The organism is Lactobacillus sp. B4007 (assembly GCF_026535895.1).
GTDB lineage: Bacteria > Bacillota > Bacilli > Lactobacillales > Lactobacillaceae > Lactobacillus > Lactobacillus panisapium.
The window spans coordinates 1-16,605 of the sequence record NZ_JAFNPA010000005.1 but is presented as its reverse complement, the minus strand read 5'-3'; the positions used below and the strand labels follow the sequence as shown (position 1 = coordinate 16,605).

Genomic DNA, 16,605 nt, shown 5'->3' with positions numbered 1-16,605 from the left:
TATGACACAAGAAGTTCACGGTGATGACCGTCAAATTACCTTAGTTGATGATCAAGGTAATGAGGAATTATACGAAATTTTATTCACATTTCATTCAGATGACTATGATAAGTCGTACGTTTTGCTTTATCCTGCTTCAGCTGGTGAGGATGAAGAAATTGAGGTTCTTGCTTTTAGTTATGATGCAGACGATGCAGGCGATGTAACCAGCAGTGATTTGCACGAAATTGAGGCAGACGATGAATGGAACATGGTTCAAGGAGTTCTAAATACCTTCTTGGATGATGATCGCTTAAGTGGTGAATAAACAAAAAAGACTGGCTTAGCCAGCCTTTTTTATTAATAGAAATTTTTTGAAGAAAATGAATGACAAAATATTAGAAACATTAGAATTTGCAAAGATTACGGATCGCTTGCAGGAAATGGCAATTACCGCCCCGGCAAAAAGGCAGGCGGCTAATTTGGTACCTAGTAGCAAATTTTCGTGGGTACAACAAGCTTTAAAGCAGACATTAACTGGCGCCAATATGCTGCGCATCAAGGGGCAACTACCCTTAACTGACTTTATGGATGTGAAGCCAAGTACGAAACGACTGCGGATTAATGCTAATTTAAATGCGGCTGAGCTTGGTAATTTACTGCTGGTTTTAACTTTGGCTAATGATGTCAATGGCTTTTTAGAAGACGTTGATGATGAAGAGCTTGATCTGACTGCAATTGAAACTATTCTGGAAGATTTAAACGTTCCAGAAGACTTTTTTAATCAGTTAAAAAAGTCGTTAACTTTTGATGGCGAAGTACTCGATACTGCGTCAAGCGAGTTAGCACAATTACGGCGAGAATTAAAAGCAAACGATGAAGAAATCAAAAAGCGCATGGACGGCTATCTTAAGGGAAATAGCAGTAAATATTTGTCTGAGCAAATTGTTACTATTAGGGATGAACGTTACGTTATTCCGGTTAGACAAGAATACCGCAATAAATTTGGCGGTGTAGTCCATGATCAGAGTGCCAGCGGGCAGACCCTGTTTATCGAGCCTAGCAGCGTCCTTAATTTAAATAATCGGGTGCAAAACCTGTTAGCTCAGGAACGCAGGGAAATTCAGCGAATTTTACATTCTCTTTCTTCGCAGGCACGGCAAGAAGTTGATTCGATTGAGCAGATTGCTGCTGCATTAACTTCGTTAGACTTTATTCAGGCTAAAGCAAAATTAGCACGTGAACTGAAGGCGACAGAGCCTCAACTAACTGAAGATCATTCGCTTGTTTTTTTGCAGGCGCGACATCCGTTAATTGATCCCAAAAAAGTAGTTGCTAATGATATTCGTTTGGGTGAAGATTTTGACACAATGCTGATTACTGGTCCGAATACCGGTGGTAAGACGATTACGTTAAAGACCGTGGGCATTTTGCAATTAATGGTGCAAGCAGGACTATTCATTCCTGTTGCTGAAAATAGTAAGGCTGGCGTTTTCAAGGATATTTGTGCCGATATTGGTGATGAACAGTCAATTGAACAATCGCTTAGTACTTTTTCTTCGCATATTAATGGCATCATTAAAATAATGAAAAATGTTGATGAGCAAACTTTAGTGCTAATCGATGAGATTGGAGCTGGAACTGATCCAGAGGAAGGGGCAAGTTTGGCAATTAGTATCTTGGATTTCTTGCGAAAAAAGCAAGCTAAGATAATTGTTACCACTCATTATCCTGAGTTAAAACTGTATGGCTACAACCGCCCCAAAGCAATAAATGCTTCAATGGAATTTGATTTAAAAACTTTATCACCAACTTATCGCCTGCAAATCGGTATTCCTGGGCACAGTAACGCCTTTGCAATTGCACGACGCTTAGGAATGCGTGAAGATGTTGTAAAAAATGCGGAAGGTCTAATGTCTGATGATAATGCAGATATTAACCAAATGATTGCCGAACTAGCCAAACAGACTAAAAAGGCGTCAACCGCACGCCGGCATTTAGAAACCAGCCTTGATCGGAGTAGAAAACTTGAAGTAAAATTGCAGCAAGCACTTGATTGGTATAACCAGCGTGTGCAAAAGCAGTTAGAATTTGCCCAAGAACGGGCCAATGAAGTTGTTGCCAAAAGCCGAAAGAAAGCCGAAAAAATCATCGAACAGCTGCAAAAGCAGCCGAATAATGTTAAGCAAAACGAACTGATTGATGCGAAGGGAAAGTTAACGCAGCTTGAAAAGCAAAATGAAAACCTAGCTCATAATCGCGTCCTGCAAAAAGAAAAAAGACGGCATCACGTCAAGGTGGGCGACCAGGTTAAAGTTTTATCTTACAATCAAACAGGAACAATCACTAAAAAACTATCTGAGCATCAATATGAAGTCCAGATGGGCATTATCAAAGTAAAAGTGAGTGATCGTGATGTTGAAAAGATAAATCAGCAAAAGCAGCAAACCAAGAAAACCGTCCGTGCTGTTAGTTCCAACCGGCGAAGTAACGCCCGTAGCGAACTTGATTTACGTGGACAGCGTTATGATGAGGCAATGACCAACCTTGATCGGTATATTGATTCTGTTTTGCTTGCTGGCCTTGATGTCGTCACAATCATTCACGGAATTGGAACAGGTGCAATTAGAAAAGGTGTGTGGCAATATTTGCGTTCGAGTAGTCACGTAAAAAGCTTTAATTATGCTCCTGCTAACGAGGGTGGTAACGGTGCAACTATTGTCCATTTGAAATAAAACAGCTTACTTGTAAAAAGTAAGTCGGCTTGCTATAATGAATTTTATAAGATAAGAAATATTGCATTATATATAGGGAGGTATATTCATGGTTGATGAACTAACAGATCAGAACTTTGAAGAAGAAACAAAAGATGGCGTTGTGCTAACAGATTTTTGGGCAACTTGGTGTGGTCCTTGCAAGATGCAATCACCTGTTGTCGATGAATTGGCTGAAGAACGGCAAGATGTTAAGTTTACGAAGATGGATATTGATCAAAATAAAGAAACACCAAGTTCTCTTGGCATTATGGCTATCCCAACTTTACTCATTAAGAAAAATGGGGAAATTGTTGATCGGATAACTGGCTATACCCCAAAGGCCAAGCTTGATCAAATTCTCAATCAATATACTGATTAAACGCAAAAAAAGAGGCTTTCTCAGAAGAGAGAGCCTTATTTTTTTAGTTATTTTTTGCTTGGAGCAAATCCCGAATATCTTTTAAGTAATCTTCAGCAGATGGCTGAGCTGGAGCCGGTTGCGGTTTGGTTACTTTATTGACAGCCTTCACAAGTAAGAAAACAATGAATGCAATAATTAAGAAGTTAATCACAGTGTTAATAAATGAACCATACCTAAAGGTTGCGCCGCCAACCTTGACTACTAAATTTGATAAATCAATTTTGCCAATAAATAGACCAATTAATGGGTTAATTAAGTTTGTTACTAATGAATTTACAATATTAGTAAAAGCTCCGCCGATGATAACACCAACAGCCAAGTCAATTACATTTCCACGTTCAATAAATTGTTTAAACTCTTTTAGCATCTTTATTTCCTCCATTCTCACTTTAATCATATTGCAAAAATGGGCAAAAACTCAATTAAAAAGCTTTTAAACTTAGTCAAATTTGGCTGCTATTTGAACGATTTCCCTTTTATCATCAATCTTTAGTTCGCATTCTGTAGTCCGACCAGTTTCTTTTTGGACTGCTTCTGCTAAAATTCCGGCTTCTAGAGAAAACTCATGACTATCGCTGTTCAAGCGATCGGTTACACTTTGGCCGCTTAATTCAAAAACGGTCTCAGTTCGCCGCTGCTTTACTCTTGTTAAATCGCCAAATTCAGTGGTAGCAAAAAAACTGACCACGTCGTCAAAAGACGACAAATCATATTTGCGGGCAATTTTTTTGCCACCCCAATATAAGATTGCCTCATTGTCTTCACCTAAAATGGTGGGTAAAAGAAAGTCGCGGTATAACTGATTAACAAAATACACGTGTTCGCTTTGTTGCTTGTTGTCTTGCATAAAGAATTTCATCCCTTTTATTTTCTTTTATTTTACCGTAAAATTGAGAGAAATAGAAAAAATTGAGGGGATTTATATTATGGATAATCGGCCAATCGGCCTGTTAGATTCTGGCGTTGGTGGTTTAACTGTTGTCAAAAAAATCATTCAAAAGATGCCAGGCGAATCAACTGTTTTTATCGGTGATAATGCCCATATCCCATATGGTGATAAGACGAAAGAAGAAATAGTCGAACTGACTAGAAACAGTGTCAATTTTTTATTAAGTAAAAATGTTAAGTTGATTATTTTTGCTTGCAATACTGCCACGGCAGTCGCGATGGATATCATCCAAAAAGAAATAACCGTTCCAATTATCGGCGTGATTCAATCTGGAAGCAGTGCGGCAATTCGCGCAACTCAAACTAATCGGGTTGCAGTAGTTGCCACGCAAATGACAGTGGCACTCCATGCTTACCAAACAGAAATTAATGCGCGCGATCCTAAAGTTCAGGTGACAGAGCTTGCGGCACCACAATTAGTGCCTTTGATTGAAAAAAATGCTGGTAGATCAAACTATTTGTCAGCCTTGCAGCAAACCCTAAAGCCACTAGAAAATAGCACATTTGATACCTTGATTTTAGGGTGCACGCATTATCCAATTATTCGTGATGAGTTCGTTCAGTGTCTGCCGACTGGGGTTCAGGTAGTCGATCCTGCAGATCAGGTAGCGGAAAGTACCTTTGAATTGATGAAGCAAAAAGGGCTGTTAGGTGCCAGTACCCAATCTGCTCAACATGAATATTACACAACTGGTGAGGTTGAGTTAGTAGAAAAATTGGGCAAAATAGTGCTTAATGACGCTAATTTTACCGCTCATCATTTATAAAAAAGAAAAGGCAAGTTATGAAAGAAATTTTGTTTGCTACGACCAATTATGGCAAGGTTAAGGAATTAAAAGAGGCTTTTAAAAAAGCCAAAATAGATGTTGCTATCAAAACTAACAAAGATTTGGCTCATGCGCCAATTGTTGAGGAATATGGAACAACCTTTGAGCAAAATGCTAAATTAAAGGCGCATGCTCTGGCTGATTACAGTCAAATGGTGACCATTGCTGATGACTCAGGATTAATGGTGGATGCTCTTGATGGGGCGCCCGGAGTTCGGTCCGCTCGGTTTGCCGGAGAGGAGCATAATGACAGCAAAAATAATGCTAAATTGTTGGTAGAACTTGGTGGGGTAAAACCTGAAAAAAGGACAGCACGTTTTAATACCACGATTGTGGCTTCGATGCCGGGCAATTTTGCTCAGGATCTAGTCGTTTCGGGTCAGTGTAGTGGCCTTATTCTGGCGGCTCCTCGAGGAGAAGATGGCTTTGGCTATGATCCTTTGTTTTATGTTCCAGAAAAAGGCAAAACCTTTGCTGAAATGACGGTTGAAGAAAAAAATAGTTTGTCACACCGTGGCAGGGCAATCCAAAAATTATTGGCTGCTTTTCCTGCCTGGCTAGCGCAATTTTAAAAAAAGGTTAATCCTAACTATGGGATTAACCTTTTTCATTATTGTGCTAATAAAATGCCATTTGCTTGCAGCGTTTTTAAGTAATGCGTTAAATATTGATCTTGAACAGCTTTTTCATGCCCTGGTTCGACTTGAAAATGAATGACATATGTAGCTGTTTGAGCTGTCTGTGCGGTAATCCCGATAATATTGGGACCTTGGACAAGGACATTTTTACCTAGGTCTATGTCATTATTTACTTGCTCAATGAGTTGATGAACCTTGTTAAAGTCGTTGGAAACTTTTAACTGCAATTCAATATCAAGACCAATACCGCCGTGGGCGAGATTTTGGACGATTGAGATATTACGGTTAGGGATGTAGATAATCGAACCATCTGTTCCTTTTAGTCTGGTTGTCCGTAATCCTAGCTGAACAACCACCCCAGTTTGATTATTAATCTGGACAATGTCACCAACATCAAATTGATCTTCACTCAAAATGAAAAAGCCGTTGACTAAATCACTGACAAAGCCCTGAGCTCCCATGCCTAAAGCAAGAGAAAAGATACCAGCACTAGCTAGCAAAGTCCCAATTGGAATACCCAATATTGATAAAACAGCAAATAAATAAAAGAAGATAACTGTATAAGAAAAAATACTATTAATTAAAGCCGCAACTGTTTTCGATCGCTTGGTTTGTGGGCGCTTACTATGGTTTAAATAATGATTAATAATTTTTTTGCCAAATTGAATAATTAAATAGAATATCAAAGATGATATTGCTAATTGCCACACAACTGAGATTAATTGCTCGCCAATTTGATCCCAATTGATTTTTAAAACTTTTTGGTTGATTTGAAACGCTTGTTTCATGGTTCCCGCCTTTCTTATATGCATATTAACTATAGCAAAATATTACATATAGATTGAGATTGAAGCATTTTCATGCTAGACTTTTTTTAGGTATAGAATTGGAGGTTGAAGATGATAATGTCTTATGGTGCATTAGCAGGTATAATTGCTGCGGTTGCATTATTAATTTTAGTACTTTTCACAATTCCTGTGCTTATTCGTGCCACAAAGGCGACAAAACAAGCAGAAGAAATGATCAAGAGTGCCAATGAATCAATACAGCAGATTTCGAAAGAAGCTGATGTCTTGCTTCAGCAAACAGGTGATTTACTTGATAAAACCAATGTGTTATTGGCGGACGTGAACGTTAAAATGGAAACCCTAGATCCAGTGGTTCAAGCAGCCGCAGATTTAGGAGTTAGCGTTTCGGATGTTAACGCGTCCTCCCGTAAGATGGCAAAACGCGTCAGCAACTTCCGTCTGAAAGGCAATAACGGAATAATGTCTTCTGCTTTATCGTCGATGTTTGCACGTCGTAGGCGTCGTAAAGGTAAGGATTAGTAAAAAGGAGTTACTACGATGAGAAAATTTACTGATTTTGTATTAGGTGCTATTGTAGGTGGAGCAGCAGGTTTTTTAGCTGGTTCATTGCTTGTTAGCGATAATCAAATTGATGAATTAAAGAGAAAAGTTAAGAATAATGATACCGTTCAAGATTTGAAGAAAAAATATGATAACGGTACAGAAGTAGTTAAAAATCAATTGGCATCATTCCCTAAGAATGTCGAGGATGATTCTGAATTAAAAGATTTTGATGATATTGTCATTGATAATTCAAAAGATGATGACCCAATTCAAAAGGACAATGCAGAAAAATCAGTTGATGATCTGCATAATGCTGAAGGCCCAGAGGATCCAGGCGTTTTGCCAAAGGATGACACTTTACCAAGACCTTAACAATTAAGTTAACAAAAAAATGCACTAGCAGGAACAATCTCCCGCCAGTGCATTTTTATTATAGAGAAATTAGTCGTTGAGCGGAATGTACTTGAGCTCTTTGTCAGTATGTGTAAATGGTTGGTAACCGTCTTTAGTGACAACGCCGCAGTCTTCGATTCTTACACCTGCAACACCAGGGATGTATATGCCAGGCTCAATCGAAAAGCACATGCCTTCCTCAATAATTAAGTCATTGCCTTGAACAATTGAAGGATATTCGTGCACATCCTTGCCAATTCCGTGACCTAAGCGGTGAATGAAATATTCGCCGTAGCCGGCCTTAGTAATCACGTCACGGGCAACACTATCAAGTTCAGAAGCTGTCATCCCTGGTTTAACAGCATCAATTGCGGCTTGTTGTGCTTCACGGTCGATCTCGTAGATTTCTTTTTCCTTTGCGCTTGGTTCACCATAAGCAACTGTTCGACTAGAATCGGATGCATAGCCGTTGTGCATAGTTCCAAGATCAAATAGCACTAATTCATTAGGTGCTATTTTGTTCATTGTTGGGCCTAAATGAGGATTAGCAGCATTTGCACCGGCTTGCACGATAGTTTCAAAACTTTCGTGCATAACACCCTTTTGCAGTTTTAACTGGTAATCAATTTGACCAGCAATATATCTTTCGGTTACGCCAGTCTTAATGGCGTTAAAACCGATTTGGAAAGCAAAGTCAGCTTCTTTACCGGCAGCTTGTAATTGCTTAATTTCTTCAGGCGTCTTATACAAACGAATTTTAGCGATAAAGTTAGACACATCGGCATCAAAGTTTGCATCAGGGAATTGTTGATGGAGCAATTGGTAGTGAGAAACAGACAAATTATTTTTCTCAAGCGCCCATTTTTGGTATGCTGTAGTTCTGTGCTTAACTTTGTCAGCAATTACAGCCCAAGGATCTTCTGAATCAAGGTAGCCATAAACATCGCCATTCCAAGCAGAATTTTTGGCTTCTTCTACATTTAGGGCAGGAACAAAGACGAATGGGTCTTGGTCCTTGAAAGCTAGAAGAGCGAAAATTCGTTCATGCGGCTCCATATCATAACCTGTAAAATAGGCTATTGTGGTTGGATTTGAAATATAAGCTACGTCGTTATTAGAACTCTGTAGCCATTCTTGCAATTTGGTTAAATTCATAAACTTTTCCTTTCGTATCAAGCGGTAATTAAGAAAAGTATATCATGTTCTTGAGTTGAAAAAATGAAAGAATAGCTGTAAACGTTTGCACTTTTTGCAAAAGAATGATAAATTTTATACTAGTACATAAGATAGGGGAAATAAGATGCGTAAACAAGATATTACAATTTATGATGTTGCTCGCGAGGCCAAGGTATCGATGGCCACAGTTTCACGGGTTGTTAATGGTAACACCAACGTGCGTAAAGATACACGTGATCGGGTAATGAAAGTGATTAATCGTTTGCACTACCAACCAAATGCTGTAGCGCAGGGACTAGCCTCTAAGAGAACAACAACTGTCGGGTTGATTGTGCCGGATTTAACCAACCTTTATTTTGCTGAACTTTCAAAAGGAATCGACGATATTGCCCTTTTGTATAAGTATAATATTATTATTACGAGCATTGAGAATCGTTTGATGCGTGAAGACCAAGCAATCCAGGGCTTGTTGAATAAGCAGGTTGATGGGGTTATTTACATGTCTGATAGTTTGCCAGAAGAAGCTGTCGAGGCTTTTAAACGGACTGATACACCCGTTGTTTTGGCCGGAACCAAGGATAACCACCAAGAATTTCCTTCCGTTGCAATTGACTACAAGAAAGCCGATACTGAGGCTTTGAACTTGCTTTATAACGATGGTAAAAAGAACTTAGCACTTGTTTTGGATAATCCTGATACGGTTGTTAACGCTGAGAACCGCATTCCAGCCTACAAGAAATTCTTAGAAGAACATAATTTAGGTGAAGGTCATTTTTATAGTCACATTAAGGATCATTCCGACGGATATAACCTCTTCTCGCAACTAAGTCAAGATGGTATTGATGGTGTAATCGTAACTAGCGATGTTACTGCTGTCGGTATTTTGAATTCAGCAATTGATGCTGGAAAGAAAGTTCCAGATGACTTGGAAATTATTACGGCTAGCGCAACTCAAATCGCTTCTGTCGTTCGTCCGGCTCTAACAGCTATTCGTCAACCCCTTTATGATATTGGTGCTGTAGCAATGAGAATGCTGACCAAATTGATGAATAATGAAAAAGTAGACAATATGCAAATTGAATTGCCATATGAATTACTGAAAAAGCAGAGTACTTCAAATAACTAAATGATTTAACTAAAAACCCGTTACACAAATGTGTAACGGGTTTTTGCTACGCTAATTTAATTGCGCTGCTAATTTAATTTTTTGGGTAAAAGTAAGTTCTCTTGGCGCTTGTAGCGGCTGATATTGCGTCAAGGCAATATTAGGATAACGGCTCATTCGTGGCAAATTATGATAGTTTTTCCAACTGGTTTCGTCGAAAAAGCCGTAAAAGAGAATATCACGGGCCTTAACCCAGCCTAGAGATGTTTTGAGCCACATGCTCTTAGGACTACCGTTGAAATTATAGATGCGATAAAGCTGGTTAAGGGGCATTTTCTTCTTAGTTTTTGCCTGATTTTCTGGATAACGGTAAAGCGCAACTTCTTTTTGCGGCCGTGCGATAACTTGCTTATCTTGGTACGGGGCAACATCTTGCGGCTTTAAATCCAGGGTAACAAATTCAGCGGAAATAAAGGTTTGGTTGTCTATTTGATAATAAAGCTGGTTATGTGCCCGCACACCATACGATACCTCTAATTTTTGTCCAGGATAAACAAACTTTTTGCGTTTAATTCGAACATATGGGTTCATCATTGTGGCAGCTTTTTTATTGCCGAAGTATAACCCCTTGCGGTGGATATCGTATTTATGCGTTCCTTCTTTTGCCAATTTGTACTTGAAACCGGTACTGGGAAAGTTGGTCACGACACCATCAATGTTTTTGTTAATTAGCCAATGCCACAATTCAGGCGATTCGTCCATTTCTGTCCAAACAAAAACCTGTTTGTTTAGCTGGTGCAACCAGTGAATTAGCCAAGAGTGATTTAAAATTAGATCAGATGATACGTTGACTGCATTAACTTGCGGAAGATTGCTGAAGTTCATTCGTTTTAAACTGCCGACAATTAAGATTAAATATGCATCAGGCATAATTTCTCGAAAATGAAATAAACTGGCAGCAGAAAATGAGTGAATCATGACCCGTTTTTCCATGTGATATTTTTTAATTGTTGCCGCAATTTTATCTTCAAGTTCATAAGAAGAATCAATTGAGTGATCTATTTTTGTTTCTAAAATAAATTTTGTATCTGGCATTTTTTGATAATGTTCAAATAGTTCCGCTAAACTCAGCACATGTTCACCATTATCATATGTTAATTGACTAAGTGCTTGCCAAGTATTTTGTGATACAATTGCATGTGTATGGGTAACTCGAAACAAATCATCATCATGCGAAACGACCAGTTCTCCGTCTGATGACAGATGAAGGTCGAGTTCAACGTAATCGGCGCCGGAGTTGAAAGCAGAATCATCACTCTGAATAGTTTCTTCAGGGTATTTAGTGGGATCCCCGCGGTGCCCGACAACAGTGAAACCAGTTGTTGTCAAAAAGATTAAGCTAAAAAAGAGAGCCGTAATTAGATGGCTTTTACGTTTCATGTGTACACCTCTATCGTTTATTACAATAGCATGGTTGCACATTTTTTGCTATATGTAACAGTTTTAATTTCATAGGTATAATTAATGAATCAACAATATGAAGAATTAGATTTAATTGAAGAAATCACTCGTAATGATAACAGCAAGTATTTTGAAATTTCAAATATCGATCAAAATGGGATTGCTGAACTAGCAGTTGACCGGGGCAAAATTAAGAATGTGCGCATTTTGCAGTTGAACATCCCGCGAACGACGGCATTAGTTACTTATGAAAAGTACATCAATAAAACTTACCAGCTTGAAACGTTGACTAATGAGGAAGATTGGAAAAATCCTGACTGGGTAGAATGGGAAAAGCCTAAGGGTAAAATCTTGGACGCTTATAAGATGATTTTAAAATCCAATCAGATTGGATAGAAAGTGGGAGAAATGGAAAAACTACGCATTTTACATACTAATGATTTGCATTCACACTTTGAACACTTTCCCAAAATTGGCCGGTATCTTCATGAGGCACAAAAAGATCAATCAGTTGATCAAGTTTTCACGTTTGATGCCGGTGATTTTATGGACCGTTCCCACCCTTTAACGGATGCAACATACGGGCAAGCTAACATTAAATTAATGAATTCTTTTCATTATGATGCAATTACGATTGGTAATAATGAAGGAATTTCCAACTCACATGAGGTGGTTGAGCATTTATTTGATCATGCTAAATTTCCCGTCATTTTGGCCAACCTCCGTGAGGAAGATGAGTCAATGCCGCATTGGGCCGTTCAAAATAAGATTATCACTACCAAAAAGGGTACCCGAATTGCCTTAATCGGTCTAACTGCCGCATATCCGCTTTCTTATGAGCCTAACCACTGGCACGTTAAAATGCTAAAAGAAACAATGGATGATGTGTTACCTAAAATTGCTGGACAGTATGATGTGCTCATTTTATTAACACATGTTGGTCTAAACATGGATGAGTTTTTGGCAAATAATTATCCCCAGATTGATTTAATTGTTGGCGGTCATACGCACGATTTATTGAAGCATGGCAAAAGGGTAAATGGTGTTTGGATTACGCAAACCGGTAAGTGGGGTAATTACGTTGGTAATACTTACGTGGAGATTGATGATCAGCACCATGTAAAGAAAATAACGCCGCATGTCGAGCCAACAAGCTTGATGAAAGAGCATAATGGCGATATTGAAACAATTCTAGGTTATTGTGAATGCGGTAAGGAAATTCTAAGTCGTGAACAAGTAGCGAATTTACCGGAAAAATATGATGACGATTATGAGGCAACAATTAATGTTTCAATGGATGCCATTGCTGATTTTGCTAAAACCGACTTGGCAATGCTGAGTACTGGGCTCTTTCTGCAACCTTTTAAACGCGGCATCTTAACCAAATATGATTTACAAGTGGCTTTACCGCACTCCATGCACGTTGTTAGATCAAAATTAAAGGGCAATGATTTGTGGCGCTTGGTCATGGAGATTGAGAAGAATCGTCATTACCTCGATCATTTTCACTTGCAGGGGATGAGTTTTCGCGGCAAAATTTTTGGTCAAATGCATTACCGTGGAATCAAATTTGACCCGATAAGCAGAATAGTTTACGTTAAAGGCAAAGAAATTGATCCTGCTAAGGAATATGAAATTGCGGTGTTAGATCACTATGTTCTGGTGCCGTTTTTCCCTACTTTAGCTATAGTTGGTGATAATAAGTTTTTATTCCCACAATTTTTACGTGAAGTAATTGGGGATTATTTGGCCAAAAAATATCCTATTAACAGGAAGTGAACCTAATGACGGAAAAAGCCGTTGAAGTAGTTAAGATAAAAACTGACAAGGAAAATAAGTTTGAGAAAAAGCAGCCTCTTCGGCATCCATTGGCTGCTGTTTCGTTAGAAAACGACCGTTTAAAGATTAATAAACAGTTATACCAGGTCATGGTGAATAAGGAAGATGCCCTTGATCTTGAGGTATTAAGCCAGAAATATGACCCATATCTTGATCAATATGATTTTTTGGTTGGGGATGTTTCCAGCGAACATTTACGTCTCAAAGGCTTTTATAAAGATAACGTACAGACAGCAATTGATCGAAAAGAACAGACGATTGCTGACTACTTAATGGAATATTGCAATCCTGGTGGTCCCTATTTTATCTTGCAATTGCTGAGCCCAGTGCACCATTATCGTAATAATAACCGGAAAAAATGGGGTAGTTCATATCGTAAGCGTAAGAAGGGGCAACCTAATAAAAAGAATGGTGTTGCTTTCAAGCGTTACAAGGTTCGACCTGCACATTATAAAAAGCCGGAAACGGTAGCGGTTAAAAAAGAACAGAAAAATAATCATACTTTTGTAATTAAAAAAAGAAAGGGCAGCAAGTAAGTGAAAGATTACCATTTATTTTTAGTGGACCTCGATGGCACTATTTATCGTGGAAAAGACACTATTGCGTCCGGAGTGCGTTTTATTCACCGAATTAAAGAAGCAGGTAAAGAGTGTCTTTTTTTAACCAATAACACTACCAGAACACCTCAAATGGTTGTTGACAAATTGGCTCATCATGGCGTTAAAACGGACGTTTCTCATATTTATACGCCGAATATGGCAACAGTTAGTTATATTTTGGAGCAAGAAGATTGGCAAGCCAAGAAAATTGGCGTTTATTTAATTGGGCAAATTGGTTTATTACAAGAATTTTTAAAGCATCCAGAATTCGAGTTAAATGAGTCCAATCCGGATTATGTTGTTGTGGGGCTTGATACTGATTTTACTTATCATAAAGTTCAGGTTGCATCTACTGCAATTCAAAATGGGGCTAAGTTTATTGGTACTAATGCTGATGTTAACTTGCCTAGTGATCAGGGGCTAATGCCAGGAAACGGCTCTTTGTGTGCAATGGTTGCTGTTGCCAGTGGTCAAGAACCGCTATATATTGGTAAACCATCTGCAATCATTATTGAAAAAGTGTTGGCTAAATTTCATTATTCTAAAAAAGACGCTCTTTTAGTGGGCGATAATTATGAAACCGACATAAAAGCTGGCTTTAACAGTGGGGTTGACCAATTATTGGTAACCACAGGAATTACCCAAGCTGCTGATCTAATTGGCAAAAAGCAGCCAACGATTTTGGTCGATAGCTTGGATAAGGTAAAATTATGAGCAAAAAAAGTAACATTTTGACAATCATTTATCACTTTATTTTTGGCGTTACTAGTAGTGTTGTGGGCGCTATTATTGCCAGCTGGCCATTATTGCTAGTTTTTGTAATTGTGCAAAAAACTAATAAGACTGTTAATTTGTCAATCGGGCAGGTTATGCACAACTACAATCAGTTAATGTGGTACTTAATCTGGCCGTTTAAGCACAAACTGAAGATGAGTAATTTACCAACTTCGTCATTAGCTGCACAGCATTTTTCGGATGTAAAGAAACTGCTTGTTCTGGCTGTTTTTGCCTTTTTATGTTGTCTGCTTATTTTTTTGTGGAACAGGAGTCAAAAAAATAAAGCACTGAAACTAAATAAAGTTTGGGCGCTTTTATTTTTACTATTGCCAATTGCTGTTTTACCATTTGCACTAACAAATTTTGATAACTTTTTTGTTGTATTTCATCATTTGCTATTTGCTGGTAGCAGTACTTGGCTGTTTAATCCGGCTACTGATCCAATTATTAATGTGCTGACTGAAGGCTTTTTTGCCTCATGTTTTGCAGTCGCAGGAATTATTTACGAATTATATTTTGCTAATCAGCTTTTAGAGCGCTAAAAAAGGAGTTCCTTAGTGGAGCTCCTTTTTTTGTGTTAGCCGTTTTTTGAGGGCAACAATTAAAATCGGTAATACTGAAATTAGAATAATTGCAAGAATTAACATGGAAAAATGCTCTTTGACGAATGGAATATTACCAAATAAGGCACCGATTATTGTAAAAAGACCACTCCAGATAATTCCGCCAATTACGTTGTAAATTGCAAATTTACCATAATGCATTTTGCTTCCGCCAGAAATAAAAGGAACAAAGGTCCGAATGAATGGAATGAAACGACCAATAACAATTGTGATCGGACCATGGCGCTCAAAGAATTTTTCGGCTGCCATTCGATTTTTCTGATTAATCAGTTTATTAAACCAAGAATGTTTTTCTCCTGCATTAACTGAGCGTGCCCCAATTTCATAGTTACATGCATCACCTAAAATGGCGGCTAATAAAACTGCTAAATAAACTAACCAGATATTAATGTGATATTTGGGGTTTACTGCCATCGAACTTGCTGCAAAAATCAGCGAATCTCCTGGTAAAAAGGGAAAAATTACAAGTCCGGTTTCGATAAAAATAATGCCAAAAATAATCAAGTAGGTCCAGTTGCCAAACTGGTTGACTATTTCAATCAGATGGTGATCAATGTGAAGAATAAAATTGATTATTGTCATAAATCGCTCCTAAATACTGGTTGAATGAATTGTTAAGGTTTTTTCTGGGAAAAGCGAGCGCATAATTGCGGTAATTGCAATTTGAGCTTCGCCAAAGCCTAGTCCGATTACAGGAACGCGACCAGGGTAAGTGGCACTATCACCAATCGCATAAATACCTGGTATATTAGTTGCCATTTCCCGCGTGACATCAATTTGGCCGTTGGTCAGATTAATGCCCCACTTACGGGCAATACTATTATCTGCTCTAAAGCCATAGGCAACAATGATTTGATCAAAGTGGCGCTTAATAATGTCAGTTTCTCCCATTTGCTTGAGACCAACCTCAAGTTGATTATTCCTTAATATAATTGTTTTAGGAAGATAAGGTGTTAGAATTTCAACATTTTTTAAACTTTTCAGTTGCTGTATTGAAGATTCTAAACCGCGAAATTCATTTCGGCGATGAATTAATTTGACTTGCGTGTTGCCTTGCTCCGCAAGTTCAAGTGCCCAATCAAGAGCTGAATCACCACCACCAAAAACAGCAACTGTTTGACCGGCGTATTTAGCTAAATCTTGAACAAAATAATGCACGCGTTTTTCAATTGCCTCATCCATTTTTAGAGGTAATTTCTTTGGTTTAAATGAACCAGTTCCGGTAGCAATAATGACGCTTTTTACCTCAAAATCACCATCAATAAGAAATTTGTCTTCTTCTTGCTCAATAGAAGTAACGCGATGGTTTAATGAAAAAGTGGTCTTGCCAGTAGCAGATTTCTTTAAGCGACTAATTAAATCAAAGCCAGTAATTTGATCAAAAACAGGAATATCAGAAATTTTTTTATTCGGATATAAAAATTGTGGTTGTCCACCAACCTCCTTTAAAGAATCAAATGTAATTGATGTTAAACCATGTAGGTGGGCAAAATTTGCACAAAATAGACCGACTGGGCCTGCACCGATGATTGCTATATCAAATTTTTTTATTTTTAAAACTCCCCTCTAAACGTTGATATAACAACTTTAGCATGAAAAAATTTCTAAGTCACTTTAATAAATCGTAAAAAAGACTTGCAAAAGTAAAAAAGAGTTGCTAATATTAATAACTGTCGTCGGGCGCAAGGCAAGAGCCAAGCGGAAGGCGGCG

At 38.2% G+C, this 16,605-nt stretch carries 20 protein-coding genes; 13 read left to right on the top strand and 7 right to left on the bottom strand.

The window, feature by feature from the left end; genetic code table 11:
* The first annotated feature begins 1 nt into the window (after position 1).
* From J3U54_RS08275 to trxA, 3 genes are all read left to right on the top strand, one after another.
* A complete protein-coding gene (locus J3U54_RS08275) occupies positions 2 to 307 on the top strand; it encodes a DUF1292 domain-containing protein (protein ID WP_103753064.1) in 306 nt (101 codons plus the stop codon).
* 55 nt (positions 308 to 362) lie between these two features.
* Positions 363 to 2,714, top strand: coding sequence for an endonuclease MutS2 (locus tag J3U54_RS08270; RefSeq protein WP_267385706.1), 2,352 nt, complete (start codon positions 363 to 365; stop codon positions 2,712 to 2,714).
* 88 nt (positions 2,715 to 2,802) lie between these two features.
* Positions 2,803 to 3,114 (top strand): thioredoxin, encoded by a 312-nt coding sequence (gene trxA, locus J3U54_RS08265; RefSeq protein ID WP_220220797.1) that lies wholly within the window; start codon positions 2,803 to 2,805, stop codon positions 3,112 to 3,114.
* A 43-nt stretch (positions 3,115 to 3,157) separates the two neighbouring features.
* On the opposite strand, the gene mscL is transcribed toward trxA, so the two are convergent.
* Positions 3,158 to 3,523 carry a large-conductance mechanosensitive channel protein MscL gene (gene mscL / locus J3U54_RS08260; protein ID WP_103753061.1) on the bottom strand — a complete coding sequence of 122 codons (366 nt, stop codon included), beginning with the start codon at positions 3,521 to 3,523 and terminating at the stop codon, positions 3,158 to 3,160.
* 72 nt (positions 3,524 to 3,595) lie between these two features.
* Positions 3,596 to 4,015: a YslB family protein gene (locus tag J3U54_RS08255; protein WP_267385705.1), complete on the bottom strand. Its 420-nt coding sequence runs from the start codon at positions 4,013 to 4,015 to the stop codon at positions 3,596 to 3,598.
* A 67-nt stretch (positions 4,016 to 4,082) separates the two neighbouring features.
* Here J3U54_RS08255 and murI point away from each other — a divergent pair, with 67 nt between their 5' ends.
* On the top strand, positions 4,083 to 4,871 hold the full coding sequence (gene murI, locus J3U54_RS08250) for a glutamate racemase (protein WP_220220798.1): 789 nt from the start codon (positions 4,083 to 4,085) through the stop codon (positions 4,869 to 4,871).
* A gap of 17 nt (positions 4,872 to 4,888) precedes the next feature.
* Entirely contained in the window at positions 4,889 to 5,503 is a 615-nt protein-coding gene (locus tag J3U54_RS08245; protein ID WP_220220799.1) for an XTP/dITP diphosphatase, read from the top strand.
* A 38-nt stretch (positions 5,504 to 5,541) separates the two neighbouring features.
* On the opposite strand, the gene J3U54_RS08240 is transcribed toward J3U54_RS08245, so the two are convergent.
* Complete coding sequence (locus J3U54_RS08240; protein WP_267385704.1) at positions 5,542 to 6,357, bottom strand: mechanosensitive ion channel family protein; 816 nt, start codon at positions 6,355 to 6,357, stop codon at positions 5,542 to 5,544.
* A 111-nt stretch (positions 6,358 to 6,468) separates the two neighbouring features.
* Here J3U54_RS08240 and J3U54_RS08235 point away from each other — a divergent pair, with 111 nt between their 5' ends.
* Both J3U54_RS08235 and J3U54_RS08230 read left to right on the top strand, forming a co-directional pair.
* Positions 6,469 to 6,897: a DUF948 domain-containing protein gene (locus tag J3U54_RS08235; protein WP_103753056.1), complete on the top strand. Its 429-nt coding sequence runs from the start codon at positions 6,469 to 6,471 to the stop codon at positions 6,895 to 6,897.
* An 18-nt stretch (positions 6,898 to 6,915) separates the two neighbouring features.
* Positions 6,916 to 7,293: a DUF1269 domain-containing family protein gene (locus tag J3U54_RS08230; protein ID WP_103753055.1), complete on the top strand. Its 378-nt coding sequence runs from the start codon at positions 6,916 to 6,918 to the stop codon at positions 7,291 to 7,293.
* 69 nt (positions 7,294 to 7,362) lie between these two features.
* On the opposite strand, the gene J3U54_RS08225 is transcribed toward J3U54_RS08230, so the two are convergent.
* Positions 7,363 to 8,469, bottom strand: a complete 1,107-nt coding sequence (locus J3U54_RS08225) for an aminopeptidase P family protein (protein ID WP_267385703.1) — start codon at positions 8,467 to 8,469, stop codon at positions 7,363 to 7,365.
* A gap of 145 nt (positions 8,470 to 8,614) precedes the next feature.
* Between J3U54_RS08225 and J3U54_RS08220 the strand changes: the two genes are divergently transcribed.
* Positions 8,615 to 9,616 carry a substrate-binding domain-containing protein gene (locus J3U54_RS08220; RefSeq protein ID WP_267385701.1) on the top strand — a complete coding sequence of 334 codons (1,002 nt, stop codon included), beginning with the start codon at positions 8,615 to 8,617 and terminating at the stop codon, positions 9,614 to 9,616.
* 51 nt (positions 9,617 to 9,667) lie between these two features.
* On the opposite strand, the gene J3U54_RS08215 is transcribed toward J3U54_RS08220, so the two are convergent.
* Positions 9,668 to 11,035, bottom strand: coding sequence for a glycerophosphodiester phosphodiesterase (locus tag J3U54_RS08215; RefSeq protein ID WP_267385700.1), 1,368 nt, complete (start codon positions 11,033 to 11,035; stop codon positions 9,668 to 9,670).
* An 84-nt stretch (positions 11,036 to 11,119) separates the two neighbouring features.
* Between J3U54_RS08215 and J3U54_RS08210 the strand changes: the two genes are divergently transcribed.
* From J3U54_RS08210 to J3U54_RS08190, 5 genes are read left to right on the top strand one after another with little or no spacing between them, the layout of a single operon-like run.
* Positions 11,120 to 11,452: a hypothetical protein gene (locus tag J3U54_RS08210; protein ID WP_103753051.1), complete on the top strand. Its 333-nt coding sequence runs from the start codon at positions 11,120 to 11,122 to the stop codon at positions 11,450 to 11,452.
* Positions 11,453 to 11,464: 12 nt separating this feature from the next.
* Entirely contained in the window at positions 11,465 to 12,835 is a 1,371-nt protein-coding gene (locus tag J3U54_RS08205; protein ID WP_267385699.1) for a bifunctional metallophosphatase/5'-nucleotidase, read from the top strand.
* A gap of 5 nt (positions 12,836 to 12,840) precedes the next feature.
* Complete coding sequence (locus tag J3U54_RS08200) at positions 12,841 to 13,431, top strand: YutD family protein (RefSeq protein ID WP_220235185.1); 591 nt, start codon at positions 12,841 to 12,843, stop codon at positions 13,429 to 13,431.
* Positions 13,432 to 14,208: a TIGR01457 family HAD-type hydrolase gene (locus J3U54_RS08195; protein WP_103753048.1), complete on the top strand. Its 777-nt coding sequence runs from the start codon at positions 13,432 to 13,434 to the stop codon at positions 14,206 to 14,208.
* Positions 14,205 to 14,813, top strand: coding sequence for a TIGR01906 family membrane protein (locus J3U54_RS08190; protein WP_267385696.1), 609 nt, complete (start codon positions 14,205 to 14,207; stop codon positions 14,811 to 14,813). Before J3U54_RS08195 ends, J3U54_RS08190 begins: the two co-directional genes overlap by 4 nt.
* 12 nt (positions 14,814 to 14,825) lie before the next feature.
* Here J3U54_RS08190 and J3U54_RS08185 read toward each other — a convergent pair whose 3' ends face one another.
* A complete protein-coding gene (locus J3U54_RS08185; RefSeq protein ID WP_103753046.1) occupies positions 14,826 to 15,476 on the bottom strand; it encodes a VTT domain-containing protein in 651 nt (216 codons plus the stop codon).
* 9 nt (positions 15,477 to 15,485) lie between these two features.
* Complete coding sequence (locus J3U54_RS08180; protein WP_323848312.1) at positions 15,486 to 16,421, bottom strand: NAD(P)/FAD-dependent oxidoreductase; 936 nt, start codon at positions 16,419 to 16,421, stop codon at positions 15,486 to 15,488.
* Positions 16,422 to 16,605: the final 184 nt, after the last annotated feature.